This is a genomic window from Stenotrophomonas sp. Ps181 (genome assembly GCF_025697425.1).
Classification (GTDB): domain Bacteria; phylum Pseudomonadota; class Gammaproteobacteria; order Xanthomonadales; family Xanthomonadaceae; genus Stenotrophomonas; species Stenotrophomonas sepilia.
In genome coordinates this window covers 451,602-475,051 of record NZ_JAHWBI010000002.1, presented here as the reverse complement: position 1 = coordinate 475,051, position 23,450 = coordinate 451,602, and the positions used below count along the sequence as shown (strand labels likewise).

The 23,450-nt window shown below is 64.8% G+C and carries 33 protein-coding genes and 1 tRNA gene; 8 read left to right on the top strand and 26 right to left on the bottom strand.

Annotation, left to right across the window (positions count from 1 at the left end):
- Positions 1–28: 28 nt before the first annotated feature.
- The 5 genes from KXV01_RS05870 to KXV01_RS05850 form a co-directional block, all read right to left on the bottom strand.
- Positions 29–718 carry a head decoration protein gene (locus KXV01_RS05870; protein WP_263467581.1) on the bottom strand — a complete coding sequence of 230 codons (690 nt, stop codon included), beginning with the start codon at positions 716–718 and terminating at the stop codon, positions 29–31.
- A gap of 2 nt (positions 719–720) precedes the next feature.
- On the bottom strand, positions 721–2,097 hold the full coding sequence (locus tag KXV01_RS05865) for a S49 family peptidase (RefSeq protein WP_263467580.1): 1,377 nt from the start codon (positions 2,095–2,097) through the stop codon (positions 721–723).
- Positions 2,072–3,619 (bottom strand): phage portal protein, encoded by a 1,548-nt coding sequence (locus KXV01_RS05860; RefSeq protein WP_263467579.1) that lies wholly within the window; start codon positions 3,617–3,619, stop codon positions 2,072–2,074. The genes KXV01_RS05865 and KXV01_RS05860 overlap by 26 nt, the downstream gene beginning before the upstream one ends.
- A gap of 143 nt (positions 3,620–3,762) precedes the next feature.
- On the bottom strand, positions 3,763–5,748 hold the full coding sequence (locus KXV01_RS05855) for a phage terminase large subunit family protein (protein ID WP_263467578.1): 1,986 nt from the start codon (positions 5,746–5,748) through the stop codon (positions 3,763–3,765).
- Positions 5,749–5,824: 76 nt separating this feature from the next.
- The gene (locus KXV01_RS05850; protein ID WP_008265668.1) at positions 5,825–6,328 is read right to left on the bottom strand and encodes a DUF1441 family protein; all 504 of its coding nucleotides are present in this window, start codon (positions 6,326–6,328) and stop codon (positions 5,825–5,827) included.
- Positions 6,329–6,592: 264 nt separating this feature from the next.
- On the opposite strand from KXV01_RS05850, the gene KXV01_RS05845 reads away from it, so the two are divergent.
- Positions 6,593–6,802 carry a DUF1508 domain-containing protein gene (locus KXV01_RS05845; RefSeq protein ID WP_263467577.1) on the top strand — a complete coding sequence of 70 codons (210 nt, stop codon included), beginning with the start codon at positions 6,593–6,595 and terminating at the stop codon, positions 6,800–6,802.
- Between the two features lie 48 nt (positions 6,803–6,850).
- On the opposite strand, the gene KXV01_RS05840 is transcribed toward KXV01_RS05845, so the two are convergent.
- From KXV01_RS05840 to KXV01_RS05755, 18 genes are all read right to left on the bottom strand, one after another.
- Positions 6,851–7,123 (bottom strand): hypothetical protein, encoded by a 273-nt coding sequence (locus KXV01_RS05840; protein WP_263467576.1) that lies wholly within the window; start codon positions 7,121–7,123, stop codon positions 6,851–6,853.
- Between the two features lies 1 nt (position 7,124).
- Positions 7,125–7,607, bottom strand: a complete 483-nt coding sequence (locus KXV01_RS05835; RefSeq protein WP_263467575.1) for a hypothetical protein — start codon at positions 7,605–7,607, stop codon at positions 7,125–7,127.
- Positions 7,604–8,047, bottom strand: a complete 444-nt coding sequence (locus KXV01_RS05830) for a hypothetical protein (protein WP_262219391.1) — start codon at positions 8,045–8,047, stop codon at positions 7,604–7,606. Before KXV01_RS05830 ends, KXV01_RS05835 begins: the two co-directional genes overlap by 4 nt.
- A gap of 8 nt (positions 8,048–8,055) precedes the next feature.
- Positions 8,056–8,544 (bottom strand): glycoside hydrolase family 104 protein, encoded by a 489-nt coding sequence (locus KXV01_RS05825; protein WP_263467574.1) that lies wholly within the window; start codon positions 8,542–8,544, stop codon positions 8,056–8,058.
- A gap of 70 nt (positions 8,545–8,614) precedes the next feature.
- A complete protein-coding gene (locus KXV01_RS05820) occupies positions 8,615–9,379 on the bottom strand; it encodes a DNA adenine methylase (RefSeq protein ID WP_263467573.1) in 765 nt (254 codons plus the stop codon).
- Positions 9,380–9,523: 144 nt separating this feature from the next.
- Positions 9,524–9,608 (bottom strand) — tRNA-Tyr (locus KXV01_RS05815).
- A 200-nt stretch (positions 9,609–9,808) separates the two neighbouring features.
- A complete protein-coding gene (locus KXV01_RS05810; RefSeq protein WP_263467572.1) occupies positions 9,809–10,654 on the bottom strand; it encodes a hypothetical protein in 846 nt (281 codons plus the stop codon).
- A gap of 1,015 nt (positions 10,655–11,669) precedes the next feature.
- Entirely contained in the window at positions 11,670–13,166 is a 1,497-nt protein-coding gene (locus tag KXV01_RS05805) for a DEAD/DEAH box helicase (RefSeq protein ID WP_263467571.1), read from the bottom strand.
- 251 nt (positions 13,167–13,417) lie between these two features.
- Positions 13,418–13,849, bottom strand: coding sequence for a hypothetical protein (locus tag KXV01_RS05800; protein ID WP_263467570.1), 432 nt, complete (start codon positions 13,847–13,849; stop codon positions 13,418–13,420).
- Entirely contained in the window at positions 13,846–14,118 is a 273-nt protein-coding gene (locus KXV01_RS05795; RefSeq protein ID WP_263467569.1) for a hypothetical protein, read from the bottom strand. The genes KXV01_RS05800 and KXV01_RS05795 overlap by 4 nt, the downstream gene beginning before the upstream one ends.
- A complete protein-coding gene (locus KXV01_RS05790; protein WP_263467629.1) occupies positions 14,118–14,900 on the bottom strand; it encodes a phage antirepressor KilAC domain-containing protein in 783 nt (260 codons plus the stop codon). The genes KXV01_RS05795 and KXV01_RS05790 overlap by 1 nt, the downstream gene beginning before the upstream one ends.
- Before the next feature lie 5 nt (positions 14,901–14,905).
- Positions 14,906–15,418, bottom strand: a complete 513-nt coding sequence (locus KXV01_RS05785; protein WP_229767334.1) for a hypothetical protein — start codon at positions 15,416–15,418, stop codon at positions 14,906–14,908.
- Positions 15,418–15,948, bottom strand: a complete 531-nt coding sequence (locus KXV01_RS05780; RefSeq protein ID WP_064239322.1) for a hypothetical protein — start codon at positions 15,946–15,948, stop codon at positions 15,418–15,420. Before KXV01_RS05780 ends, KXV01_RS05785 begins: the two co-directional genes overlap by 1 nt.
- On the bottom strand, positions 15,935–16,456 hold the full coding sequence (locus KXV01_RS05775; RefSeq protein ID WP_263467568.1) for a hypothetical protein: 522 nt from the start codon (positions 16,454–16,456) through the stop codon (positions 15,935–15,937). The genes KXV01_RS05780 and KXV01_RS05775 overlap by 14 nt, the downstream gene beginning before the upstream one ends.
- Positions 16,457–16,511: 55 nt before the next feature.
- Positions 16,512–17,513 (bottom strand): YdaU family protein, encoded by a 1,002-nt coding sequence (locus KXV01_RS05770; protein WP_263467567.1) that lies wholly within the window; start codon positions 17,511–17,513, stop codon positions 16,512–16,514.
- Entirely contained in the window at positions 17,513–17,803 is a 291-nt protein-coding gene (locus KXV01_RS05765) for a helix-turn-helix domain-containing protein (RefSeq protein ID WP_263467566.1), read from the bottom strand. The genes KXV01_RS05770 and KXV01_RS05765 overlap by 1 nt, the downstream gene beginning before the upstream one ends.
- Positions 17,804–17,895: 92 nt before the next feature.
- Positions 17,896–18,204, bottom strand: coding sequence for a hypothetical protein (locus tag KXV01_RS05760; RefSeq protein WP_263467565.1), 309 nt, complete (start codon positions 18,202–18,204; stop codon positions 17,896–17,898).
- A gap of 14 nt (positions 18,205–18,218) precedes the next feature.
- Positions 18,219–18,821 carry a hypothetical protein gene (locus tag KXV01_RS05755; RefSeq protein WP_263467564.1) on the bottom strand — a complete coding sequence of 201 codons (603 nt, stop codon included), beginning with the start codon at positions 18,819–18,821 and terminating at the stop codon, positions 18,219–18,221.
- A gap of 126 nt (positions 18,822–18,947) precedes the next feature.
- On the opposite strand from KXV01_RS05755, the gene KXV01_RS05750 reads away from it, so the two are divergent.
- Complete coding sequence (locus KXV01_RS05750) at positions 18,948–19,250, top strand: hypothetical protein (protein WP_263467563.1); 303 nt, start codon at positions 18,948–18,950, stop codon at positions 19,248–19,250.
- Positions 19,251–19,345: 95 nt separating this feature from the next.
- Here KXV01_RS05750 and KXV01_RS05745 read toward each other — a convergent pair whose 3' ends face one another.
- Positions 19,346–19,588 carry a Cro/CI family transcriptional regulator gene (locus KXV01_RS05745; protein ID WP_263467562.1) on the bottom strand — a complete coding sequence of 81 codons (243 nt, stop codon included), beginning with the start codon at positions 19,586–19,588 and terminating at the stop codon, positions 19,346–19,348.
- Positions 19,589–19,659: 71 nt separating this feature from the next.
- On the opposite strand from KXV01_RS05745, the gene KXV01_RS05740 reads away from it, so the two are divergent.
- Positions 19,660–20,367, top strand: a complete 708-nt coding sequence (locus tag KXV01_RS05740; protein WP_263467561.1) for a helix-turn-helix transcriptional regulator — start codon at positions 19,660–19,662, stop codon at positions 20,365–20,367.
- 2 nt (positions 20,368–20,369) lie between these two features.
- On the opposite strand, the gene KXV01_RS05735 is transcribed toward KXV01_RS05740, so the two are convergent.
- Entirely contained in the window at positions 20,370–21,068 is a 699-nt protein-coding gene (locus KXV01_RS05735; protein WP_263467560.1) for a hypothetical protein, read from the bottom strand.
- 124 nt (positions 21,069–21,192) lie between these two features.
- Between KXV01_RS05735 and KXV01_RS05730 the strand changes: the two genes are divergently transcribed.
- From KXV01_RS05730 to KXV01_RS05710, 5 genes are all read left to right on the top strand, one after another.
- Complete coding sequence (locus KXV01_RS05730; protein ID WP_263467559.1) at positions 21,193–21,708, top strand: hypothetical protein; 516 nt, start codon at positions 21,193–21,195, stop codon at positions 21,706–21,708.
- On the top strand, positions 21,705–21,989 hold the full coding sequence (locus KXV01_RS05725) for a helix-turn-helix domain-containing protein (RefSeq protein WP_263467558.1): 285 nt from the start codon (positions 21,705–21,707) through the stop codon (positions 21,987–21,989). The genes KXV01_RS05730 and KXV01_RS05725 overlap by 4 nt, the downstream gene beginning before the upstream one ends.
- Positions 21,986–22,210: a hypothetical protein gene (locus tag KXV01_RS05720; RefSeq protein ID WP_263467557.1), complete on the top strand. Its 225-nt coding sequence runs from the start codon at positions 21,986–21,988 to the stop codon at positions 22,208–22,210. The genes KXV01_RS05725 and KXV01_RS05720 overlap by 4 nt, the downstream gene beginning before the upstream one ends.
- A 190-nt stretch (positions 22,211–22,400) precedes the next feature.
- Entirely contained in the window at positions 22,401–22,646 is a 246-nt protein-coding gene (locus KXV01_RS05715) for a hypothetical protein (RefSeq protein WP_154353412.1), read from the top strand.
- A gap of 19 nt (positions 22,647–22,665) precedes the next feature.
- Positions 22,666–22,884, top strand: coding sequence for a hypothetical protein (locus tag KXV01_RS05710; protein WP_263467556.1), 219 nt, complete (start codon positions 22,666–22,668; stop codon positions 22,882–22,884).
- Between the two features lie 59 nt (positions 22,885–22,943).
- On the opposite strand, the gene KXV01_RS05705 is transcribed toward KXV01_RS05710, so the two are convergent.
- A complete protein-coding gene (locus KXV01_RS05705; RefSeq protein ID WP_263467555.1) occupies positions 22,944–23,348 on the bottom strand; it encodes a hypothetical protein in 405 nt (134 codons plus the stop codon).
- Positions 23,349–23,450: the final 102 nt, after the last annotated feature.

Sequence of the window (23,450 nt, the reverse complement as noted above, 5' to 3'; positions counted from 1 at the left end):
AGCGGGTGAAGAGGGAGCTGCTCGGCGGTCAGCCGCCGGCAGCGGCTGCGATGGTGATGGTGTCGCTGATGGCTTCGCCCAGGTCGGCGGCCGTCACCTTGAGGGTGTAGTCGCCCGCTGCGCTCAGCGTCGCGGCATCCCAGGTGATGACGCCGCCCACGGCTGCCTTTGCACCGCCGCCGGCCAGGTTTCCGGTGCCGCTGGCCTTGGCCAGAGTGGCGCTGACGGTGCTGCCGGTGACCAGGGCACCAAAGACGTCCTTGACGTGTACCACGATCGGGCCCAGCGCAACCCCGGCGGTGCCGGTCAGCGGTTCGGTCACGAACACCAGGTGATCGGCTGCGTTCGACGCGATCGGCTGCTGGGTCCAGCGGGTGATGATTCCCGACTCGGCCAGGCTCAGCGCGGCCAGCAACTTCTGATCGTCGGTAACGCCGTCAGCCCAGACCAGCTTTTCGCCAAAGACCTCTGCATCGCGTGCGATCGCTGCGCCCTTCACCGGCAGCTCGCCAGCGTTCGCACCGGTATCCACCGGGCCGTAGAGCACCTTCACTGCATCGGCGCCGTTGGCGGCCACGGTATTGTCGGCCTTGAGCAGGGTGCCGGCGGACAGCATGCCCTGCCCGGCCGGCAGACGGATCATTTCGCGGCTGCGCTCGCCGCCTGCTTCGGACAGCAGGAATTCGCCGGTGCGGGTGCCGGCCAGAGAGATTTCCATCGTCAGTTACCTCGGTTCTTGTAGATGTTGTTGGGGTTCAGCTGCGCCTTCATTTCGGCGGCTCGTTGATCGGCCATGGAGGCCGGGTGTGCGGTGACGACCTGAGTACTCCGGCCCTCTTCCGCCTTCATCGACAACAGCTGTGCACGCACCGTGTCGAGGTCGGTGTTCTTCTCGATGAAGCTGGCCGCGATCGTGTCATCGCCACGCAGTGCAGCCGCGCATGCATCCTGGACTGCGGTCGCGTACTCGATCGCGCTTGCCGCCTGCTCACCCTGCTGCATCGGGCGACGCAGCAATGCCACAGCGAGCGCCGGCGGTAGATCGCTGGAAGCGACCGCGGCAGCCAGCGCGGCTGCCGGGTTCTCCAAGACGGCTGCCGGCGGCGCGAGTGCGGCCTCGGGCACCAACGGCGTTGCCGCTGCCTCCGGCTCGTCGTCCGGATCCGGGCCGCCCGGCGCGGGCGGCGGTGCCGCTTCGGCCGCGCCGAGGTGCGCGATCAGGTCGTGCCAAGTGCCGAGCCGGGTAGCAAAACCCACCGCCACAGCGGCCTGGCCGCGGTAGCAGGCCGCCTCGGTGGCGCGCACCGCTTCGGCTTCCATGTCGAGGTTGCGCGCGACGGTATCGACGAACAGCGTGTACATGTCCTCCAGATCCGCCATTGCCTCTGCGTGCGCTTCCTCGCTAAGGGGGAAGTTGGGGTTGAAGTCGACCTTGCGGGCACCTGCGAAAAGCGGGGTGACCTTCAGGCCGATCTGTGCGTTGTTGCCACTCCAGTCATGGTGGAAGCGGACCACGCCCACCGACCCGACGCCGCCGGTGCGGCTGATCCAGATCTCGTCGCAGGCAGAAGCGAGGGCGAAACCAGCGGAGTACGCATGGTCATCGACGAGCGCATACACCGGCTTCCGGCCACGCGCCTCGAAGATGTGGTCGACCAGGTCGAAGCAGCCAGACGCCATGCCGCCCGGGGTGTCCAGCCGCAGGATGATGGACGTCACCGCATCGTCGTTGAGCAGTTCATCGAAGGTGTCGCGCACCGCGGCATAGCTCACCGGACCTGGGCCGCTGGCGCCGGGCATCGGCCGGTTGACCATTGCACCGGACAGGTTGATCACACCGATCAGTTTCTGGGCGACACCCACCGGCTGCCCGTCGGCGCCGGACACTTCGAAGCGGTCGGCCTTCAGCACGCTGTCGTCGCTGGTGACCTTCCCCTCCAGATAGCCGCCCACCAGTGCCTCGCCGATGGTCGGCTGCACCAGCAACGGCTGATTGAGGACCGCGGCAGCGAGCGAGGCCACCACAGGCGCACGGCTGCCGCGACCCAGCATTCGGGCCAAGAGGCCAGGCTTACTCGTCATCGTCATTCCCTTCATCGTTGTTGGCGCCAGGGGCGCCGGGTTTGTCGTCCTGCCGGGCACCGGAGGCGTTCGTACGCCTCGGGTCGCTGTCGTAGCGAAGCCCGGCCGCGTCTGCGCGCTCGTTGTCCAGCGCCTGCTCAGCGTCGACCTGTTCGGGATCCTCGCCAGCTCCCAGCACCACCTTGCTGCGCGATTTGAAGCCCGCCCGCACGGCCTTGAGTTCGGACGTCACGTCCTGCACCGGGTGGCTCCACGGCCAGCCCTCGGGCACCCACAGGGTTTCGGTCACATCGTCGCGAAGGGCCGCATACCGTGGCACCTTCAGCAGGCCGGCCAGCACTGCCTGATCAATGAAGGCGTCGCGCACCTTCTGGCAGAACATGGGAATCATGTAGAGCCACTGGTCCTGCTCGATGACACGGCGGAACTCGTTGAGGATCAGGCGCAGCGCGCGGTCGGAGACGTTGCGTAAGTCGCCGGTGAGCACCTCGTAGGGCACGTCCTGGCTGGCGCAGATCGCCAGCAGGTGACCACGCAGGAACTCCGCATAGTCAGAGCCGGCACTGGGCGGATTGGCGAAGTCGATTTTCCGACCCGGTGGCAGCTCCTGCAGCGTGCCGGGTTCCAGGCCACCGATGGCCATTCCATCGACGTCCTCACCGGTGATCAGATCTCCGACGGCATCGCCCTCGTCGCCATCAGCGCTGGCATCTGATGTGATGAAGCCTGCGAACAGGTTGGCCAGCGCCTGCCGTTCCAGCACCGCGTCATCGAGGCGGTCCAGGTTGAACATGCGCAGCAGAGCCGGAGCGGAGCGTGGTACGCCCCGCATCGCACCGGCGCGGCTCGGCCGGAAGAGATGCAGCACCTGCTCCGCAGGCACACGCACCAACTCGTTGCCGTTGACGGTCTGCTGCAGATCCCCGGGATGTTCCCGGTACATCCAGTAGGCCACGCGGCGCCCGATGCGATCGACCTCAATGCCTTGTCGAATCGCGTTTCCGTTGCTGGCCACGCCGTTGTAGTGCTGCGGGCACTGCTCCGATTCGATCAGCTGCACCTGCAGCGGCACTGGCAAGCCGTCCTCGGGCCGCCGGTAGCGAAGCCGGGCGAACACCTCGCCGGCTTCGTTCCACTCGCGCCAGGACAGCGCCTGCAGACCCTCCCAGCCCAGCACGCCGTCTGCATCAGCGTACTTGCCCCAGCGGGTCCACAGCTTGGTGAGCTTCTTCTTGTGCTCCTTCGACCCCCAAACTGGCTTTGCCTGGATGCCAGTGGCGATGCCGTTGGATACGCTCTTGTTGAGCGCACTGACCATCCACGGGTCATTGCGGGCCAGATGCCGTGCCCGGGCCAGCAATGTGGACAGGCCCGTCAATGCGGCATTGGGCCCGAGCGAGGTCGGCCGGAAAGTGCGCAGGCGTCTGCCATTGCCGGCGGCGCGGTAAGGGCCTTCGGCGATATCAGACATTTCCGGTCCCCGACTGGTAGAGGCGCACGATGCGACGACGCCGAGGCGCGCCTGATGCTTGACCAATCTCGTCCCGCATCTGCTTCAGCAGCCGCCGCATCGAGTCCAGGCTTTGGTAGGTCACAGTTCGGTCGGCGTAGCGGACGCTCAGGACGCCCGCCGAGATAGCTGCCTCCAGCTTCGCGACCTGTTCTTTGGTAAATGCCATATCAGCGTCCCAGGTACTTGCTTCGGATGACGCGGCGGGTTCGCGTGCGCGGCGTTGGCGCCGGCGCGACGTCGTCTGCCCTCACGTCTGGGTTGTCGTCCCACGGCGCGGCCCATGCCGGCGGCGCGGTCCAGTTGATGGCCGGAACCTTCAGCCACAGCGCCATGCCTTCGGCATAGCCGCACAGGTCGAAGGCTTCGTTGCGGCGCTTGGCCAAGTTTTCCCAGCCTCGGGCCGTCCTCGATTCGGCCGTCAGCTCCGCGTAGAACGCCTCGGGCAGCCAGTCGGGAAAGTGGTAGTAGCCCGGCCCGGGCTCGGCCCGCTTGATGTTGGCGTCCACCGTGTCCTTCAGTCGGTCCACGTTGAGCAGCAGCTGCGGCACATCGCCCTTCGACCCTGATTTGCGGTCCCGGCGCTTGCTGCTGTCCGGGAAAGTCTCCCGGAACAGCCCACCCTCGCGGCGCGCATCGCCCTTGATCAGCCTGACCCTGGCGTGCAGCTTCCTGGCCTTGAGCGAACGCCAGAACTCCAGCGCGCGCACCGAGGTGCCCGACTTGCCGCCCCAGTCGATACCCACTGCATGCACCGGCATGCTGCGGCCGGTGGCATCGTCCAGCGGGTAGCGCCGGCTGATGACCTTTTCGACCAGGCGTTCCCAGTCTTCCAGGTACTTCGGAGGGTCCAGTGGCAGGAAGCCGCCCGAACCGTCCTCCCGCTTGGAGGTGCGCAGGGTAAAGGAATCGACCACCCAGCGCTCCAGTTGCCCGGATTCTCCGATGCCGAAGCCCAGCACCAGCACGACGAACCGGTTGGCCTGGACGTCGACCTCACCGAGCAGGAAACGCACGCCCGCCGGCACAGCACCCGCAGGCCAGACCTCGGCCCGCTCCTGCATCTCGTTCGGATCACTGGCAGAGCGCGCTGCCATCGGCACGTAGTTGATCGCGCCGTCGACGTTATGCGTCGTCTTCAGCGGCCGCTCTTCACCGGTGGTAGCGAACGTCCGCAGCGCCTGGAAGTAGCGCTCGATCAGCGATTCCCAGGACTGATAGGCGGCTGCAACACCACCCAGCCAGTAGCTGGCGATGCGCGCTTCCGGCCTTTCACCGGTGACCGTTCCGTCGGCGTGCACGACCTGGCCCTCCGCAGCCCACACGCCGCTGCGGTTCATCCCGTCCTTCCACCGGTGCTGCAGGCCCACACCGCAGTGCGGACAGTGCAGCAGCGAGTAGTGCCGCGCCATCTTCTGCACGTCGTCCAGCACGACCCGTTCGAGCAGTTCCTCCATCGGCGGTAACGCGAAGCCGTCATAGCCTGGCGCTGCCTGAAACCTCTCGCCGCACTCCGGGCATGGCCAGTACCAGCGTCGGCGGTCGCCGCGCGCGTACAGCGCCGCGATGCCGGCCGCCGGCGGACCTTGGTGTGGGTGCAGAGGCTTCCACGCACCGTCGGCGTAGTCGGTTGCCGGGCTCGATTCGGCCACCACCATGCCGGCGGACATGTAGGTCTGCGTGCGCTTCAGGCCAAGGCCGAAGCACTCGTCGATAGTCAGGTCGCCGGTGTAGTTGTCCACGTCCGTCATCAGGACGTCGTGGATGTCCTTGCCCGACAGCACCGACACCGACGGCCAGCCCATGCGCAACGACATTCCCGACCGGAAGAACTTCAGCAGGATGTTGTCGTCGTGAGCACGCGGGCTCAGCCTGGAGCGCAGCTCCGGGCTGGCGGCGATGCTGCGGGCGATACGGGTCTTGCTGTAGTCCTCGGCCGCATCCTTGGACATCTGCACAACCATGGCGTCGGCCGGGTTGCAGGTGATCAGGTAGGCCAAGCGCGCATCGATCAGCGAGATGGTCTTGCCAGACCGCGCCGGCCCTACGAACACCACCGCCTCGTAGTGGCGGCTACCGGTCGTGTCCAGCGGCTCGACCATGTAGGGCGTCGTGTCCGGATCCCAAGATCCGGCGGCCCCGGCGGCATTGGCCACCTGCAGCACGCGCGCTCCCTCGCTCACCCTGATGCGGCGCGGCGGCCGGATCATCTCGGCAACGCCTTGGCGCACGCTACGCGCTGTCGCGTACGTCGTCATCGGTGATGCCCTCGTACATGGATTGCCGGACGCGATCGCACTCGTCCTGGACCTTGACCACCTGCTCCGGCGTGAGGCCTGCCTTGCGCTCGAGCACGTCAGGCAGCGTGTCGAAGAACTGAACGACCTTCTTCACCAGCTCGGCGTAGTCGGCCTCGACCTCTGCGGCCGGCACCAGCTGCCCGATGGTCGACTCAACCTTCAGGCGCTCGTTTTCCGACTGGTAGTAGGCGCGCCGCTCCATCGGCGGCAGGTCGCGCGGGTCGACCACGCCCTCCGCGCCGAACGCTGCGGCCCCCGGATTCACCAGCGCAGGAGCTGCATCGGCCAGGCGATAGACGTCGTGCCCAGCTCGCTTGGTCAGCGGCGGGACGCCGGCCTCCTTCAGCCGCTTGCTGGCCGTTCGGCGGTCCATTCCGAACTCATCCGCCAGCCTGGCCACGGACCAGCCCTTGGTGAATTCGTGGATGTCGGCCATGTGCTACCCGATGCGCAACCTATTCAGCTATGAAAATGCGGTTTCTCCCGGGAAAACCCGCCAAAACCGTGCCCTGTGGTGGAGCACCATAGAGGCCGAAAAACTGTCTTTGACCGGGGTCCGAATTCCCCCCGGTCGCTGTGGATAAGCCCGGGGGCCCCCGCACACACGTTGCCAACAAGTTGTCCACAGGGCTGTCCATGGCGAGGCGTGATCCCCGTCACATAGAGTCGCCTCGACCATTCCGGTCGCTAGGAGAACGACATGGCAGGTAATCCCGAGCAGTTCGTCGTATATAAGGACAGTGCTGGTGAGTTCCGTTGGCGCCTCTTCGCTCAGAACGGCAAGGTGATCGCAGACAGCGGTGAGGGCTACAAGAACCGAGGCGACTGCGTTCATGGAACAAGGCTGGTCGCTTCGATTGCTGCGGTCGCCGCTATCTGGGATGCAGACAACGAGAAACGGATTGAATGACCGAGGGGGCGGCGCACACTGCGCCGCCTTCCCTTTGATGATGGCCACCTACTGTGCTGCCGGCTTCCCCTGCACCTGGTCGATGGCATCGAACTGCGCCTCGTACTGCAGCAGGCAACGCTTCCGGCCGTTGCTCACCTCGAATACGGCAGACGGCGCCGCTTCCTTCACCCACTTACAGCGCTTCCGCAGCTGGGCGTCGATCGGCACGTAGGTGGCCACCGGAACCGTGATGACGGCTGCCGGCGGCGCGTTCGGCTTGGTAGGTGCTGCATGGCACGCGACCAGCAGCGCAGCGGTAGCAACCACGATGGTGCGCATATCAGTACCCCTTCAGTGCTGGGCAGGCGGAATCGAGCAGCTCCAGTGCTGCCTTGCAGGTGTCCGGCCGTTGTTCGTAGCGGCCGCGCCAGGTGGATGCCTCCTTCTCGGATGCCTCAATCTTTCCGGCCAGGTCCTGAAGTGCTGCCGCGCTCTCTGCCTTCAGGGCTTCCAGCTTCTCGGCTTCGGCCCTCAATGCGGCGGCGACCTCGGCCAAACGCTGATCGCGCGTATCCACGTCGGCCTGCAGTCGAGCGGCATCAGCCTGCCAGTCGGCACGTACCTTGATCACCTGGGCGCTCAGGTCGCGGATCTTCTGTTCCTTCTCCCAGGCAGTAAGCCCGGACACCATGCAGCCGAAGGCCAGCACCGCGCACACCAGCTTGATCTTGCTGCCGGGCTTGCTCAGCCACTGCAGCGCGTCGGCAGCGGCGCCTACGATCACCGTCCACAGTGCGCGAAAGAATCGAATCAGTACGCTCATGGCTTGTCGCCTCCGATGGCGCCGGTGGCTCGCTCCACCATGCGCACGTAACCCGGCAGCAGCCGGCGGATCAGGACGCCGGACAGACCGGCCAGCGGCAGCTGCGGAGCGCCCGCCAGTGCAGGCCAGATGGAAGCCGCAACGGCGATGACCCATGCGGCCACGATGGCGTAGGCCAGGACAGCTACTGCCAGGGCAGCCCACCGCGCGGCGGTCTGCAGGAGACGGTGTCCGCGTCGGCGGCTGGCATCAGCTGCCACCCGCTCCGCGTCCTTCTCCGGCAGCAGCAGGACACCGATCAGCGCTCCCGCCATAGCAACCAGCAGCACGGACTGCGGTACGCCAAGGATCACCCGTTCGGCCTCCCGCAGCGCGTCGGCTGTCGCCGGCGCCACAACAGCCGCGGTGAACGTCCCGACGATGGTTTTCAGTGTGCTCACGGGCTCAGTCACGGCACCACCGTCCCGCCGGCCTTGCGGTACACGGCCAACAGGTCGGCAATCTTGTGTTCGTGCTGGCCGTAGCCAGCGCCCGGCAGGCTGGCCCAGATGTTGCTGACCGCCTTGATGGCTTCCCGGATCTTGCCCGCCTGGATCAGCCGCAGCGCGCGGCGCTCACGGATCTGCTGCAGCGCAATCAGATCCTGGCTCAAGGGCGAGAAGTCCTTCAGGCCGAGCGTCTTCTTGTAGGCGTCGTAGTAACGGCGCAACAGCTGGTACCGGCCGGCTGCGGTCGACTGGATCTTGAGCTTCGGCAGGTCCACCAGCACGCGAGGATGGTCGGCGTAGCCCCGGAATAAGCCACCACCGACAAGCACGTCGTAGCCGCGGTCGTTCGTGGGCTGCCTGCCGTTGTCCGTCCCTTCGGACCAGGCCAGCATGTCGAGAAAGGCCACGACGTTCACGCCGCCAGCCTGTTGGGGAGTGATCTGCGTCATTTCGGTTCCTGCAGAGGTTCAGCCCCGCCACGCAGGCGGAGCACGGGACCCAGCCGGACCTGATGCCCGGCTAGGTCGTATAGATGAGCTCGCTCCGCGCAACGCCCTCGCCGCCACCAACGGTGTAGCGGATGGGCACGCTGACGCGAGTGAAGCGGTCGAACAGTGCCCGCATAGCGGGATGATCGTTGATGGTCAGGATTGCCCTGCCCTTGAGCTGGGCCATGGCTGCTGCTAACAGCTCGTACTGATCCATACCGAACTCGCTTCCATAGCCCGTCGTCTCCCAATACGGTGGATCGAGAAGGAACAAGGTCTCGGGTCGGTCGTACTTCTCGATGCAGCGCTGCCACGGCAATTGTTCGATCACCACCCCCTGCAGTCGGAGGTGCGCATCACTCAGATCCTGTTCCAACCGAAGCAGGTTGATACGTTTTGCAGCCGTCGGGCCAACGCCCAGCGACTGCCCGTCCACCTTTCCACCGAAGCTCAGCTTCTGCAGGTAGTAGAACCGCGCGGCGCGCTGGATATCAGTCAGCGTTTCGACGTGCTGCAGCTGAGCCCACCGGTACATTTCCCGGCTGGTCAGTGACCAACGGAAGTGCCGAACGAACTCGTCCAGGTGGTTGGCGACCACTCGGTACAGCCTCACCAGCTCTCCGTGCGTGTCGTTTAGAACTTCAATCTTGGCCGGTGCACGCTCGAACAGCATGGCGGCGCTGCCAGCAAAGGCTTCGACGTAGCAGGTATGGGGCCGCTCGTTGATCAGCGGCAGCAGGTGCTTCGCCAGGCGTGTCTTACCGCCCGGCCAGGGGAACAACGTCTTTGTCTTCAAGTCTCAACCTGTGCGACATTCGTTAAGCAAACTGCGCGCGCTCTCCGGAGAGCGGCAGGGCTTAAGCCAATGGCACGCGGGCGAAACGCGTGTACTGCGGCGGCGCCTGGATGCCTGCAAGCATCCAGGCGCCGCTCTGTTTAATGGTGGGGCGACGTGGAGTCGAACCACGCGAGTCACAGACGCCGGATTTACAGTCCGGCCCAGCGCCCATCTGGCAACCCGCCCCAGAAACGACGAACCGCAGGTGACTGGACCTCCCGAGTCCAGGCCTGCGGCCGTTGAGTGGAACGGATCGGAATCTCGCCCACGGTATCGATTGGACAACAATCCCGGTTCCCGCTGCAACTGCGGTAAGGTTCCTTACCGCATTCGCGCGAATGCGGTAAGTTTCGCGGCGACTGCGGTAATGTTGCTTAATATCTACGACTAGCCGCCCTCGCCCTCTTTCTCATCGAGGCCCCGGGAATTTCGAGTTCTGGCAAGACGAATTACCTCGCTTTTCCGAATCATCACGTCCAGTGACTCGACAACCTCTTTTGCCAAATCCAGCGTACGTCGCATGGCCTCTGGCGTAGCGGACGTGTGTTCCACTTCATTGATCATATCCATGGCAGCAACGATTCCGCCTGCTTGGCTCGTCGTAATCACCGACTTTTCCATCAGTCGATGCATCATGCCCATCGTAGAAAGCCCGAGCGGTGGTATCGAGTTGATCTGACACAGATACCGGATGCTGCGCATCAAGATCTCTCTTAAACCTGAGAGCTCAACTCTGCTGCTGCTCTTGCCGGGAAGAAGAGATGTGCGCAGCTCCAACTCTACGAGATCGTCAGCGGGACGTGCGCCGCTTTTGATGCGCTTGGGCGCTGCGCCATCAATCGTGTAGAAGATAGTAAGCGGGGTTCCCGAGTCTGTGCTGCCCTTGTTTGCCTCCTTTGGTTCCGCCCAAGTGTTCCCTTCATTGGACGCGACTTTCACGTCTGGTTGATCCTGCTCTACTTGTTCAGCCCCTTGAATTCCTTCCGGCAAATCTGGCGCATCATCTGGGGTTGGCAGGTCTGAAGCTTCAATAGCCTTAGCTACCTTTTCGACGTCATTAAGCTCAATTTTGCCAACTCCTGCCACCTCAATTGACTTGATCGCAGATCGAATCCATGGAGCCACCCCGACGATCAGAAGGCCGATCGAGACAGCGTCCATCTTGAAAATGTTCGGAAACAGATTTCTCAGTACGATCAGCGCCAGACAGAGCATGCTGATGGTAATCCCCACCCACGGCAGGCTCCTAATCCACGAAGTTCCTTTTGACATGGCCCGCCCCCTATCGTTAAGCAAAGGATGAGTTGACCAGGTCATCCGGTCAACCTACCCCCGTTGGCTGAAGAAGAGCCTGGCACTGAACTCTGCGCGGGCATCCTCCAGCGCCTGCGACAACGCAGAGCTGGCAATACCGTAGACCCGTAGATATTCGCTCTTGCGCATCTTGGCCGCCTTAGCCGCCGACTGCGCAGCGACCCTACGTTCAGGCCATATCAAGTCGTTCACAGCATCCTGCAGTACCAGGCGCATCCGCCAACGATCTGCCGGCTCGTCCATTCGAAGCGCGAGCTCGGCCCCATTTCGACGCTCCCACTGGATCTGTCGCATTACACGCCTAGCCAGCGCCCGCCCGAGCGAGGCTAAGGACACGCCCTGTCCCCGCAGCGCAACCGCTACAGCTGCCTGCTTGGCTACCGGATCCCGCATCAGCCCGACGGCACCAGCAATGTCGGCGGGCGTCAAAGGCTGTATGGACGACCTGCCGTTCGATGGCTCGCGGAAACTTCCGCCGACCAGCATGCGGGCGATCAGCTCGAGTGGATCTCGCCGCAGGGTGGGTTCTGGCACCGGTACTCGGTCGCGCGCCACCCTCGCTGCTGGCGGTGCCGGAGGCGCGTGGTGTTTGTGTCTCCAAGCCTTGGCCGCCTGAGCTTCCGCATCCGCGCCGACGCACAGCTCACTGTGGGCGCTACAGCGCGCGCACACGACCTGCGCGGTGCGCCGGCTGCTGGCGCTGCCCCGCGCCCGCATGCGCACTTCGTCGCTGCCGCAGTTGCCGCACGGCGTCAGGGCCGCCGCGGGCGCTGCTACTGCCGACATCAGGCCACCTCGGAGTTGCTGACCCAGCGGGACCGGCCGTCCTGCCAGACGTCCCACACGCTGCCGTCGACCTGACACCTGATAGGGCCTTCCCTCCCCTCCAGGTACAGGTGGTGGGTTGCCTCATCCAGGCTCGGGAATTTCGGGATCATCGGGTAGTCTCCATGGTTGTCACGTTCGTTGTTTCCAGGGCCACGCCCTGCTGTTGAAGGAATTGCTGGGCCAGCGCGCGCAACTGGTTCTCGCCTACGTCCAGGCGCTCCACCAGGTGTTCCCCCGGGCTGCGCACACCTTCGATCTGCTCCCGCTTCACCCCGAGCACGTCCGACACGATCGGGTCGCTGCCGCTGTCGGAGAGCAGGAAGTACGCCATGACCGGCTCGGTCTGGCCGTCGCGGTGGACGCGGCCGATACACTGCTCGTGGACACCTGGCGACCAGTCCAGTTCGCCGAACACCACGGTGCTGCACACGTGCTGCAGCCCGTCGATGCCCGCACCCGAGCGGAGGCTGATCAGCATCACCTGGCTATCGCCGCTGATGAATGCGTCTTTCGCTGCCTGCTTCTGGCTCGGCGACTCGCTGCCGGTGTACATGACGGGGTTGTACGCAGCGAGCTTCTCCTGCCAGATGCTGTAAACCTCTCGGTGCCACCCGAACAGCAGCACCTTCTGGCCGCTCTCCAGCAGCAGCCTGACGAACTCGGCCACGTAGGGCGCCTTGGCCACGCCGGTCGCCTGCCGCAGCAACCGGTCGAACTCGCCGGCGGCCTGCATCTTCTCGCCGCGGTACTGCTCGTTGGCCCGCAGGATGATCCGCGCCAGCGCCGCGGCGTCGCCGGTGATGGCGTCCAGTGCTTTGGCGTCGGATTCCACCTCGTGCGGGATCTTCGACAGCGCCGGCAGCTCACGCCCCACTTCCTTGCGGGTGCGGCGCAGCATGATCCCCTGTCGCCGCAGGTACTGGCCGAACTGCTCTGCGTCCTGCAGCTTGGCCTTCTCCCCGGGCGCGGAGATGCACCATTCCCGCAGGAACTCGTCATAGGTGCCCAGGCAGCCCGGCAGCAGCGGGTCGACCACATGGAAGAACTCGCAGCCGTAGTTGTAGATGGGGGTAGCGGTCAGGCCCATGCGGAGCCGCGCACGGCTGGCCAGATGCCGGCAAGCGCTGTGGATGCTGCTGTCCGGGCTGCGCAGCTGTTGGCATTCCTCGAACACCACGTACTGCGCGATCTCCCCCAGCGTCTCGGCCCAGCCCCGGAGCTTGTGGTAGCTGACCAAGATCACGTCCGGCAGCGTGTCCCACAGATCCTTGATCCTCTGCTTCGGCTGGCGCACTAGGGGGTACGGCGCGCTTTTCCTGATGTGGTGCACGCGCAGCTGCGGTGCAAATTCGGCCAGCTTCTCCGGCCAGTGGTTCGGCAGCGCCGCCGGGTACACCACCACGGCCGGCAGGTTGCCCGGCGCGGCCATCGGGCAGATGCCGGTGACCGTCTTGCCGAGTCCAAGGTCGTCGGCCAGCAGCAGGCCGCCGCGGATGGACAGCTGCGCCCCGGCCACCCGCTGGTAATCCCGCGGCGGCTTGGCCAGGGTGAACTCTGGAATCTGAACGCGGCCGGCCAGCAATTCGCCCAGGCTGCGCTCCATGTCCACGTGCTTGTCCGCCAGCTGCTGCAGCGCGCGCTGCGTGTCCGCATCCATCGACAGCGGGTATCGCTGGGTGAACCATTGCAACTCCCGGCTGTTCTCCGGCGTGGCAGAGAGGTCGATGTGCTCTGCAGCGTGCTGGCGCACCCGGGGAAAAACGCGCTTCATGCGCGCGCGTACCTGCGGCTCGCAAATCACCCGCCAGGTACTGCCGGCGGCGCTGTACAGAAGGGTTCCATAGGTCGTCTGCATTACAGTGCCTGCCTCTTCAGGCGAATGATGTTGAAGGGCTTCCCCTGCCAGGCCGGCCGGGCTACGAGCGGGCGTTCACCCCACCGCTCGGTGGTGGCGAGCAGCACGCCGCGCACCTGCGGCAGGCTGATGTAGCGCCCAACCTGCCGCAGGGCGTCGGCGAGTGAGCCGGCCACCTTCACCTCGATCACCAGACCGTCGAGCCAGAAGTCCGCGCGGTTGCTGGCATCGAGCCGGTACTCGCGAACGTGGGCATGGCCGGCCTGGTCAAGGATGGTGGCCAGAACCTCGTGCAGCTGGACCTCGGAACCGTAGCGATAGCCGAAGCCCGCCAGCAGCCGGCCAATGCCCTTCAGCTGCAGCTGCTCTTCCATGGCTGTGCCGGGGCGCATCGGTGCAACATCAGCACGCTTACCGAGTACTCGGTTCATTGCTTCTTTCTCTCCCAGGTGCCGTGCCAGCGCGCGTCGGCTTCCCTGTCGGCCAAATCGAGCCGAACCAGACGACGAATTTCTTCCGCCTCCTTGTGAGCGACTCCCGCTATCAGTACGCCAAAAACCACATCCAGCATCGCAAGGACGAAGCGCGCAGGTGCGGCCCAATCGGCCGGGTTGAAACTGGCTGCGGCGAACGCACAAACCAGATACATCACGGCAGTTGCCACCACGAACGCGATGAAGGCCAGCAGGTAGTAGCGCATCAGTTCACCTCCGCAGCCAGCTGCAGGCTGGTGGCGGCGTCGGCCTGCGCCCAGGTCATCTGGTCACGGTCGATGCTCTCGGCCAGTCGTGACAGGCCCTTCGCGGTCACCAGCACCTGCTCGTACACGCGGTCCGGCTCGCCCTCCCGCCGCTGCACGCTGGCCTTGTGGGTCAGCACGCCCTGCTGCAGGCGTGTTTGGTAGGCCAGCCAGTTCTTGCTGCCCGCGCGGCGGTAGATCCAGCCGTGCTCGGACAGCCAAGCGAACAGCTGGCGCGGCTGGACCTGGAGCATCTTGGCCGCGGTGCTGATGTTGAAGGCACCGTCAGCCTGGGTCAGCCGCAGCAGCGCACGGACCTGCGGCTCCTGATACTGCACGCGCGCCTCAAGGATCTCGGCCTTCTCGCTGTAGGACAGCAGCAGCGCGCGCAGCGTCGCCGGATCGGTCAGCGCCTGCATCGGGTCAGGCGCCGCCGCCCCGGCCGCGAGCGCGTCATAGGCGCGGATCACCTGCAGGCTGAAGCTGGGACTGATCCACATGGCGTAGGCATAGACCAGCTCGCGCACCACGTAGCTGCCGCCGTAGCGGCCGGCCACCGAGTGCACCGGGTAAATCCGGGAATCACCGGAGTTGACCAGCTCGGCCACCAGTTCCTCGGTCTGCTTCAGGCGCTGCCAGTCGCTGGGCTGGTGGCGCTTCGCACCGCCGGATGCCTGGTGCAGATCGTTCAGGCAGAACCTGCCCACGTCGTCGCGGCGCACAGTGACCCCGCCAATCATCATTGCGTTCAAGAGAACACCTCCGTCTTCCAGCCGCCGCCAGGGGCACGCTGGACTGCCAGGAATCGAAACGGGTACATCTCGGCGGCCACCTTCACCTTTACGCGGGCGTCTTCCTCCCAGAAGCCCTTCACCTCGTGGGCCTCCAAGTCACCAGCGGCCGTCATCACGAAGAAGTCGATGGTGAGGTGGGTCTTTTCGGCCAACTTCAGCTTCACCGACTCGAACCGGAACCATGCGATCTCGCCGGCGGCCAGCTGCAGCGCCAGATGCGCGGCATAGGCTTCTTCGGTCTTGTTCATCTCCCCGGGCACGTGCCGCGGCCTACCGCGTGCCACCTTGCCGGCGGCGTTTCCGCTGCCAGAGGGCTGAACAGCAGACGGCGGACGGTACGCGCGCGGCGCTGCCGGTGTAGGCCCGGCTGCCGGCGCACTGGCCTGCACGAGGCGGCGCATGCCTTCCGGCATGTCCTGCACGGTTGCGTACCGCAGGGAACGGCTGGATGTCTTCTTCGGCGGCATCAGGCAGATGCCTCCATAGCGCTCCACACGCGCATTGCTCGCTGCCGGAATGCGTCGAACTCCTGCCGGGCGCGTTGCTGCGCGGCCTGGTGCTCGCGGTCCATCTGCTCGAGCATGCAGTCGAATTCGACGTTAAGCAGTGCCATCAGTTGTTCCATGGACAACCCGCCGCGCGTGCGCTGCCCCGATGGTGGCGCGAGCATTGGCATGGCCAGCTGCTGCTGACCCGAGGGCGGCGCCGGCGCACGCTCTACGCGGCCGGCCTCAGTCGCCGCCCACGTCGCCACCGGCCGCCCATCGCGGCCGCTGTCGCGGTTCTCGCACCTGCGCACCAGGCCATCACCGTCCAGCTCTCTCAAAAGGCCAGCCACGGCGGCCGTGCTCAGCAGCATCACCTCGCGCGGCGCGCCTGACTCGAGCGCGGCGTTGCCCATCAGCTCCAGGGCCTCCGCTGCAGTGCTCTCGCCGTGGATGCCCAAGCAGAACAGCAGCAGCTGCCGCTGGTAGGCGCGGATTTCAGCCGGCTCCATGAGTGCCTCCGAAACCCAGATCCGCCGCGGCCTGCGCCATGGCGCTGCGGGCGGCGTCGCGGTTGCGCACCACGTGCAGTTCTGGCTTGTGTGCAGGCAATGCAGCCATCGCCTCGGGCACGGCGCCGCCGTCCATGACGTGCTTCACCGCCCTCTCGTAGGCGTTGGCCAACATGCGCTGCTGCTGCGCGCCGCTCTCGGCCGTGGCGTAGGCGTGCAGGTCCAGATTCGACCGCACCAGCACGGTGAACCCGCTATGTGCTTGGCCGGGTCGCATCTGGCCATCAACCTCTGCCAGCGACGGCACGCCCAGGCACATGGCCCGGAACTGCCCGGGGTTCGGCGGCCACTGCAGCGCACTGCGCAGGCAGTTGCCCATGCCGTCGGCGACCTGTCGTGGGGTGATGCCAACCAGCACCTGGAACCACAGTTCACCGGCGGTGGTCAGGCTGCCCGCGTTGTTCACTGGGGCTGAGCCGTTCTCACGCACCCACTTCCCGGGAAACATGCCGGCCATCCGTTCCCACACCGTCCACAGCATGCTCACCGCACGCTGGTCGGGCTCAGTGGTGGACGGGTTCGAACTCGACGTCGATGACATCGCCGCCCGTTCCGCCAAAGCCGCCAGCTCCCGCGCGCTGCTCGAATTGTCGCCGCCGCTCTGTGACCTGATCGGCAGAACCTGGCTGATGGCTTGCATTGGTGCCTCCGGTGGTATTTGGGATTGCGGGCATTGCGCCTGCTGCGTGGCGGTTGCGGGCGGTCTTGATCGCCCAGGGGAACGGGTTCGCGACCGGTGGTGATCGCGCAAGTCCTTCAGCGACCGTGTGCCCCAGCGTCTCCGGCGTCACGCCCTCCTTCAGGGCAGCCAGCAGGTCGGGGTGGCTCGGGTTGGTGGAATGGCAACCGGCCTTGCGCATCAGCAAGCACGCACGCCCCGCGTCGGTCACGCCTCCCAGAGATCCTTGAGTGAGATGTGATCTATCTGGAGTAGTAATGGGGTCTGGGGTCTGGGTACCCGTGTTCACACCTGTGTTCACACCACCTGTCACGCGTGACTCTGCGTGACAGGTCACGCGTGACAACTGGTCGAGCGTCACGCGTTCGTCGCCCGTGACATGCGTGACATGGAGCGCCTTCAGCTGTGCCATCGTGACCATTCCGTCCGGCACGACGCCGACCGCGCGCAGGTCTTCGAACAGCATGGTTCTGCGTGCTCGGGTGCGTGCCTGGCGCTCAGTTTCATTGCTCTTTCGGGCATCGCGGCGGCCTTGGCCCTCGGCAATACGGCCTTTCGCCTTGGCAATTTGCTCATCGCAGCGCTTGCTGTGCCGCAATCCGTCTTCTGCCACGGGGAAGTAGCGGTCGGCGACCTTCTTGACCGCGGCCTTGTCCGCCGCAGTGATTGCGCCGGCGATGATGTACAGCTCGGCCAGGCTCTCTGGCAGCGCCTGCTCTTCCGAGTAGTACGCCAGCATCAGCTTGAAGTAGACGCCGTGGTCGGTCAGGGACAGTCGGGTCGTGTCCTTGAGGTAGTCGCCCGGGAACATCTCGAAGTAGATCATCAGGGTTCCCCGGCCCCTTGCTTGCCGCGCGCCGCAGCACCGGAGCTGCCAATCCTGGTCAGCTCATGCTCGTTGGGCGGCAGCGTCTCCAGCCGGTATGTCTCACCCAGACTGTTGCGCCAGCGGTACGCCGTGGCGCGGCTCACGCCGAAGTGCCGGACTATGGCCTCAACGGTTGGGAAATCGCTGAGCTCGACTGCCCAGCGCATGAACTCCATGACGATCCTGGTGGTGTTGTAGCCGGCAAGGGCGTGCTGCGGCGCGCTGCGCCGCGGCTTCTTTTCAGACATCGCGGCGGCGACCGGAGCTACGGCCGGCTCTCGCTCAGTCGGAGCGGCGCGGAGCGCAGGGCCACAGCGCAGACCGAGGGTCGGACTGATGTTCATCCTGTCGCCCCCGCATGGCCCGATACGGGAACCTCACGCCCCATCGCGGTGCTCAGCTGCCGCAGGCTGGGAAGCCGCCGCCTGGCGGCCGCCGGGTCGTTGAGGTCCTGCAGCGCGAGCTGCCAGCGGTATGCCGTCGCGCGCGAAAGGCCGAATCGCTTCTGGAGCGCATCAACGCGCACCGGCTGCGGCTGCTCTTTGGCCCAGAGGACTACATCCACCATGGGCAGGAGCGGCACCACACTCTCGGGGATGCGACGGCCGGCACTGTCGAATTCGCTGACCACGGCGATTGCCCAGCTCACCATTGCACCGCCCCTCATCGCTGCGCACCCTGCACCGCTCGCGGCGCCAGATCCTGCAGGTGGCCCGACACGTAGCGCTTGGCCGTCACCAGTTCCGCCTCGAGCTGACCGATCTCGTCCAGCGCGCGGCGCAGCTCAGGTATGTCCTTCGGGCAGATGCGGCCGTCAGCCAGGACGTTGGTGATCGCTTCGAGCGTGTGACCGAACTCCACCGACAGGCGGGCCACAGCCAGCACGCCGGCATGCGGCTCCATCATCGGAATACGGGCACCGAGAAAGCCATAGCGCTGGGCCAGTTCGCGCGAACAGGCGTCGCGCCAGTGCGGCGGCAGCGCACGAACCCACGACTCTTCCAGGTCCACCGGCATCTTGACGGTGCCATTGCGGATGCGGGCAATGAGCTGGCCGTTGGACTTCAGCGCTTTTTCGGTGCTGTCGGCGTCTACACCGACATGGAAGTGCAGGATGCGCTCGGCTGGCGCTACGTCCGCCATGTACTGCTCGGCGATCGCCTGGGCGAGGCTGCTGTCGGTGTGGCCGCTGTTGCGGACGGCGTCGGTCGTGTGGCGGAACACCACCGCAGAGCGCGGCTCGTGGAACTGAGGATCAGGCTTCATTTACGCACCTCGGGAGGCGATGCAAAGTGGTCGCCATGGACAGGACGACCGGAATTCAAAGGCTTGGAGTCGCCCTCCTTGCGCTACGCTGGATGTGCGAACAACACCGCCCGCAAGGAGGGCGACATGGCAAAGAAGGGCGTTACGGCTGGCCGGAGCCAGATGAACGAGATCCGGCATCAGAACCACTACTGGAAGGGCTATGCGGACTACACGCTCGAGGTCTTCGGCGACACGCTAAAGAAGCGGGAAGGCTGGAAGAACGACCTGACTGGCTTGGATGCGATCCACTACTACCTGGTGGAAAAACACCACTGGCTACCGTCGGTTGTTCGGGCAATGTCTCTGGAAGACCTGCGATTCGCCTTGACCGAAGAAATGCATGGCTGGACGCTGCCAAAAGACGCTCTCGGGCCAGAGGACAGGTAACTGAAGCGGCTTCCAGGGTGAGTTGCTGGCTGCGCAGCAGTTCCAACCTGCTGCGCAGTTCTACCAAGCTTCCAGGGCGGATCCGCGCGCTCATCTCAGGCGACCTCCACTGGCACGATCCGGTCAGTGTCGGGGTCGCCTTCCGCAGGTCGCTCAAGCGCCTGGAAATGGGCTGGCATCAGCACAAAGCGCAGCTTCAGCGCCCAGAGATCGTCGATCTGCCCCTCGGGCCACTGATAGACAGCCGACGGCGTGATTCCGAGAGCGCGTGCGAGCGCGGCGGCATTGCCTTCGTAAGCAGCAATGGCTTCTTCCTTGGATATCCGGGGCATGTTCATGCCGCCTATATAAGCACGCTTCCATTACACATGCAAGCACGCTTACTTAACGGACTAATAAGCTCGCTAACATGACTACTGCCCTCGCCACCCGCTTGAAGCGCGCACGATCAGAGTGCGGCATCACCGAACCTGCTGACGCGGCACGCCGTGCTGGCATCACGCCATCGGCGCTGTATCAATTGGAGGACGGCAAGACCAAGTCACTAAGTGGAGAGACGGCAGTCAAGCTCGCCCGCGTCTACCGACCATTTCGTGTGGAATGGTTGATCACTGGTGAGCTGCCCGAGCGATGGGATGAGTCTCATGGCACTTTGATATCAACCGGTGAGACGCCCGCTGGATATGTTCGCTTCCGAGTTATGGAAGGCGAAGCATCAGGGGGCTTTGGCGCAGTGAATCAGGATTTCCCAGATGTGGTCAGGGAGCTCGACATCGCAGAGTGGCAGGTGCGCCAGCAGCTTGGGTTCATTCCAGAAGCTGACCGTGTTCGACTAGTCACCGTGCGGGGCGATTCGATGTATCCCGACATCAAGAACGGTGACGTCGTTTTTGTTGACGTGGCCAAGGACTACTTCGACGGGGACGGCCTGTATCTGATCAACCTACATGGCCTGACATACGTGAAGCGACTGCAGCTACTGCGGGACGGGCTGCATGTGATCAGCACCAACAGGAAGTACCTTAGTGAAGTTGTGCCGCCACAAGAAGCGGATCAGCTTCATGTGGGCGGCAAGATTCTGGGCCTGGCTTTGCTGCGCAGTGCCCAGGAAGTCTGAAGTTAGAAGGATTTCTCGTTCTCAGATTGGCGAGCCATTTCGCGCGCCCACTGCGCCTGTGTGAGAACGACGATGAGACCCGCATCGACAGTGCCGACGATACCGTTGAACTGAACATAGACATCTGGAAGATCCCACACAGCTTTGGGGCTGGAGAACCTAGCTCCTACGCCGCTAATCACTTCAGTCGTCTCCTGCAAGGTGGGCTTGCCCAGCTTCTGCTTCAGCTGTCCTAGCAGTTCGTTGGCATGACGGAAGCCATCGGTTTCCACGTTCAAACCTTCAATCCTTCCATCCACCACGATGGCCGTCACCGCATGGGTGCCGGTCGGCCTTTTGTTGTCCATAGGCGCGATCAGAAGGGTTCTGTTGTTGTGAGTGTTCAGACGTGGGTCGGGACGCATACTGAATGTCGCCCAGCAAGCGGACTTACGCGAAGCCACGTTGTACAAATTGCCGCCATAGGCCTGCTCCTGCGGACACTCACGGACCAACGGGCCGCCGAGGGTGATTCCCATAAACTCAAAGCCAGTCCCCGAGCCTGCTTCATCGACGCCCGTAGACGCTCCCGTCTTCCTGACCTTATTTGGAACTTCCAGCCCGATTACCTGGCGCTTGATCTCGAGATGAGAACCGGACTGCGCGTGTACCGATCCGATCAATCCGCTGACGGCCAGTACCGCCACTTTCCGCCATTCCATCCCGTGTCTCCTTCTCCATGGAGGACTAGCGTAGAAGCACGCTGAATAAGCGTGCTTGCATTCTCCGTATTAGCGTGCTTTCATAACGCCGCAGCCGGCTACTGCCGCCAACGGAGACCTTGCAATGCCCCTGACCCTCAGCACCAAGCGCACCGCCCGCGTCGGCCTGGCCGCCCTGGCGTGCTTCACCGTCCTGGGCGTGGTTGCCTGGGCCACCCCGACCGATGCACCTGCCGCAGCTACCGACGACGCGCCTGACGGCCTGGTGATCACCAGCCCTCGCATCTGCGCCGCCCTGGCTGTCTATGAGCTGGCCGACCGGGACGATTGGGCACTGCGCGCCACCGTCGCCAACACGACCCTCAACGCCTTCCGCGATGCAGACCGGGTGCCCGACTGCGCAACCGGCGTCACTGCGGCGCTGACGCAAAACTTCGAGCCGGCGCGCTGGCAGCTTTCCCTCGACGCGGCCGATGCCGTCCTGAGCGGCTCCTATGAGATTTCCCCGGCGGCATGCGTCCGGGCCAATGCGGTTGTCCCCCTGTCGACCGCAGACGGCAAAGAGCCGAACACCTCCCCGGTGCTGGCCCCGGCGCAGTGCGTCATGCACGAACTGGCCTTCGTGGAGGTGGCGCCGTGATCACCGGCCTCCGTACTGAACCGCGCGCCGCGATGATCGGCGCACAGCGCCTGCCCCTGAGCCCCACCGAATCTAAGGTGCTGCAGCTGATCATCAACGCGGGTGACACCCCGATCAGCCGCTCCGCGCTGGAAGAGAACCTGTATGGCGGTGCCGGCCGTAAATCGAACACCGTCGAGGTGACCATCTGCCGCCTGCGCCAGAAGCTGGCCCAGCACGGCTACCGCATCAATGCCACCCGCAGCCGTGGCTACACGATCAGCCAGGCCGGTGCAGCATGATCGCCACCATCACCTACCCGCTCGCACAGCGCGCGGCCGTCGCCGCCAAGGCAGCCGCTACGGCCGCCACTGGTATGGGCTTCGCCCCGAACCTGGTCGCCGCAGCCGCTGACGTTGCCGCGCGCGCAGTGCTCGAGCACCGCGCCAGCGCCGGCCGAGCCATCGCCGACGTGCGAAGGAACCTTCGCCGCATGTTGCGGGCACAAGGCGGTGCTGCATGAGGGCACCTGCGATCAAGCTCCCAGCACCTGGCCTGACGCCGGACCAGCGCGCGGCCTTGGAGCGCGCGAAGCGCCCCCGCCGCCATCCCTACCGCGTGTATTGCACGCACCAGGCGAGCGCGCAGCGTCAGCGCGAGGCGGAAGAGCAGCGCCAGCGCGTCGCGCCGAACCTTCACAGGTTGGTGCGCTGATGGACGGCCTGCATCCGATCGGCGGCGGCCTGGACGCGGTGATCGTCAGCACGGCCACACCGACGCCCGAAGAGAGGCTGCAGCGGTATGCGGCGGCAGTTGCTGCCCACCCGTGTCGCTGGTTCTCGCTGCGCGTGCAGTTCGGCCAGATCCTGCAGCGCTCGCTCAAAAAGGGCATCCGGGTGGGCTACGCAGCGTGGCAACGGCAGATGCCGGCTCTCTGGCCACGCACACAACTCCGCTGACGCTTCGCCGGCGGCATCCATGGACCTCCGCAACCAGCTCGACATCTTCGACCACGACCCAGCCCGCTTGGCCAAGCCATGCCGCGACGCAGCCGACCACGCGCTGCATGACAAGCAGTCCCCCGAAAGCGAGCGCCAGGACCGCGCCGCCTATTACACCCGCGAGGCAGAGCGCTGGGAGTTCAGCGCGGCGCTCGGCAGCCAGCAAATCAACGGCGCAAAGGTGCCGCGAGCATGACAAATGTTCAGCATCAGCTCAACGACCGGCCATCCATGGCCGGCGTAGAGGAATCCTCACTACTGAATGTAATCCGGATTCAAAGGCAGCTTCCAGACCCGCTCCTGCGGACACGCGATCATGCTGTCGATGAGAACAATTTCTGCTTCAGTACACTCGACAGCCGCAGTCAGTTCTTCGGTGCGCATCTTGTTGCGGGAGATCGCGTGTTCGATTTCCTGCAGCACTTCTTTGTAGTGATCGGCATCAACACTACGGCAATAGTCCTGGAGATAGGCGTTGTAGTCGCTCATCACCAATCGCGAGGCGGTGCTGGGCGTGTCTGCAGACCGCTCAACCAGACTAAGCACAGCACTGACTGCGGAGCGCTCAGCCTCAAAATTGCTCAGTTCCTGCTCCAGCCGGGCGATCTGAGCACGCCGGCGCTCCACTTCGTCAGCCGCCAGCTCACGAAGTCTGGCCAAGTTGTTGGGATGGAATTCCCACGCCGCTTGTCTTCCCCTTTGCACAGTGTGTCCCCCTTCAGTTGGATGTCTTCTACATGTGCGGGCGTCCGGAAGACAACT

Coding starts and splice junctions, on each gene's coding strand:
- KXV01_RS05775 (WP_263467568.1), bottom strand. CDS start 16,456: ATGTTTCCCGGGAAGTGGGTGCGTGAGAACGGCTCAGCCCCAGTGAAC.
- KXV01_RS05770 (WP_263467567.1), bottom strand. CDS start 17,513: ATGATCTACTTCGAGATGTTCCCGGGCGACTACCTCAAGGACACGACC.
- KXV01_RS05845 (WP_263467577.1), top strand. CDS start 6,593: ATGGCAGGTAATCCCGAGCAGTTCGTCGTATATAAGGACAGTGCTGGT.
- KXV01_RS05825 (WP_263467574.1), bottom strand. CDS start 8,544: ATGACGCAGATCACTCCCCAACAGGCTGGCGGCGTGAACGTCGTGGCC.
- KXV01_RS05785 (WP_229767334.1), bottom strand. CDS start 15,418: ATGCCGCCGAAGAAGACATCCAGCCGTTCCCTGCGGTACGCAACCGTG.
- KXV01_RS05750 (WP_263467563.1), top strand. CDS start 18,948: ATGGCAAAGAAGGGCGTTACGGCTGGCCGGAGCCAGATGAACGAGATC.
- KXV01_RS05795 (WP_263467569.1), bottom strand. CDS start 14,118: ATGCGCTACTACCTGCTGGCCTTCATCGCGTTCGTGGTGGCAACTGCC.
- KXV01_RS05735 (WP_263467560.1), bottom strand. CDS start 21,068: ATGGAATGGCGGAAAGTGGCGGTACTGGCCGTCAGCGGATTGATCGGA.
- KXV01_RS05715 (WP_154353412.1), top strand. CDS start 22,401: ATGGACGGCCTGCATCCGATCGGCGGCGGCCTGGACGCGGTGATCGTC.
- KXV01_RS05780 (WP_064239322.1), bottom strand. CDS start 15,948: ATGGAGCCGGCTGAAATCCGCGCCTACCAGCGGCAGCTGCTGCTGTTC.
- KXV01_RS05800 (WP_263467570.1), bottom strand. CDS start 13,849: ATGAACCGAGTACTCGGTAAGCGTGCTGATGTTGCACCGATGCGCCCC.
- KXV01_RS05765 (WP_263467566.1), bottom strand. CDS start 17,803: ATGTCTGAAAAGAAGCCGCGGCGCAGCGCGCCGCAGCACGCCCTTGCC.
- KXV01_RS05865 (WP_263467580.1), bottom strand. CDS start 2,097: ATGAAGGGAATGACGATGACGAGTAAGCCTGGCCTCTTGGCCCGAATG.
- KXV01_RS05870 (WP_263467581.1), bottom strand. CDS start 718: ATGGAAATCTCTCTGGCCGGCACCCGCACCGGCGAATTCCTGCTGTCC.
- KXV01_RS05805 (WP_263467571.1), bottom strand. CDS start 13,166: ATGGAGCGCAGCCTGGGCGAATTGCTGGCCGGCCGCGTTCAGATTCCA.
- KXV01_RS05730 (WP_263467559.1), top strand. CDS start 21,193: ATGCCCCTGACCCTCAGCACCAAGCGCACCGCCCGCGTCGGCCTGGCC.
- KXV01_RS05755 (WP_263467564.1), bottom strand. CDS start 18,821: ATGAAGCCTGATCCTCAGTTCCACGAGCCGCGCTCTGCGGTGGTGTTC.
- KXV01_RS05835 (WP_263467575.1), bottom strand. CDS start 7,607: ATGAGCGTACTGATTCGATTCTTTCGCGCACTGTGGACGGTGATCGTA.
- KXV01_RS05850 (WP_008265668.1), bottom strand. CDS start 6,328: ATGGCCGACATCCACGAATTCACCAAGGGCTGGTCCGTGGCCAGGCTG.
- KXV01_RS05745 (WP_263467562.1), bottom strand. CDS start 19,588: ATGAACATGCCCCGGATATCCAAGGAAGAAGCCATTGCTGCTTACGAA.
- KXV01_RS05710 (WP_263467556.1), top strand. CDS start 22,666: ATGGACCTCCGCAACCAGCTCGACATCTTCGACCACGACCCAGCCCGC.
- KXV01_RS05740 (WP_263467561.1), top strand. CDS start 19,660: ATGACTACTGCCCTCGCCACCCGCTTGAAGCGCGCACGATCAGAGTGC.
- KXV01_RS05790 (WP_263467629.1), bottom strand. CDS start 14,900: ATGATGATTGGCGGGGTCACTGTGCGCCGCGACGACGTGGGCAGGTTC.
- KXV01_RS05720 (WP_263467557.1), top strand. CDS start 21,986: ATGATCGCCACCATCACCTACCCGCTCGCACAGCGCGCGGCCGTCGCC.
- KXV01_RS05840 (WP_263467576.1), bottom strand. CDS start 7,123: ATGCGCACCATCGTGGTTGCTACCGCTGCGCTGCTGGTCGCGTGCCAT.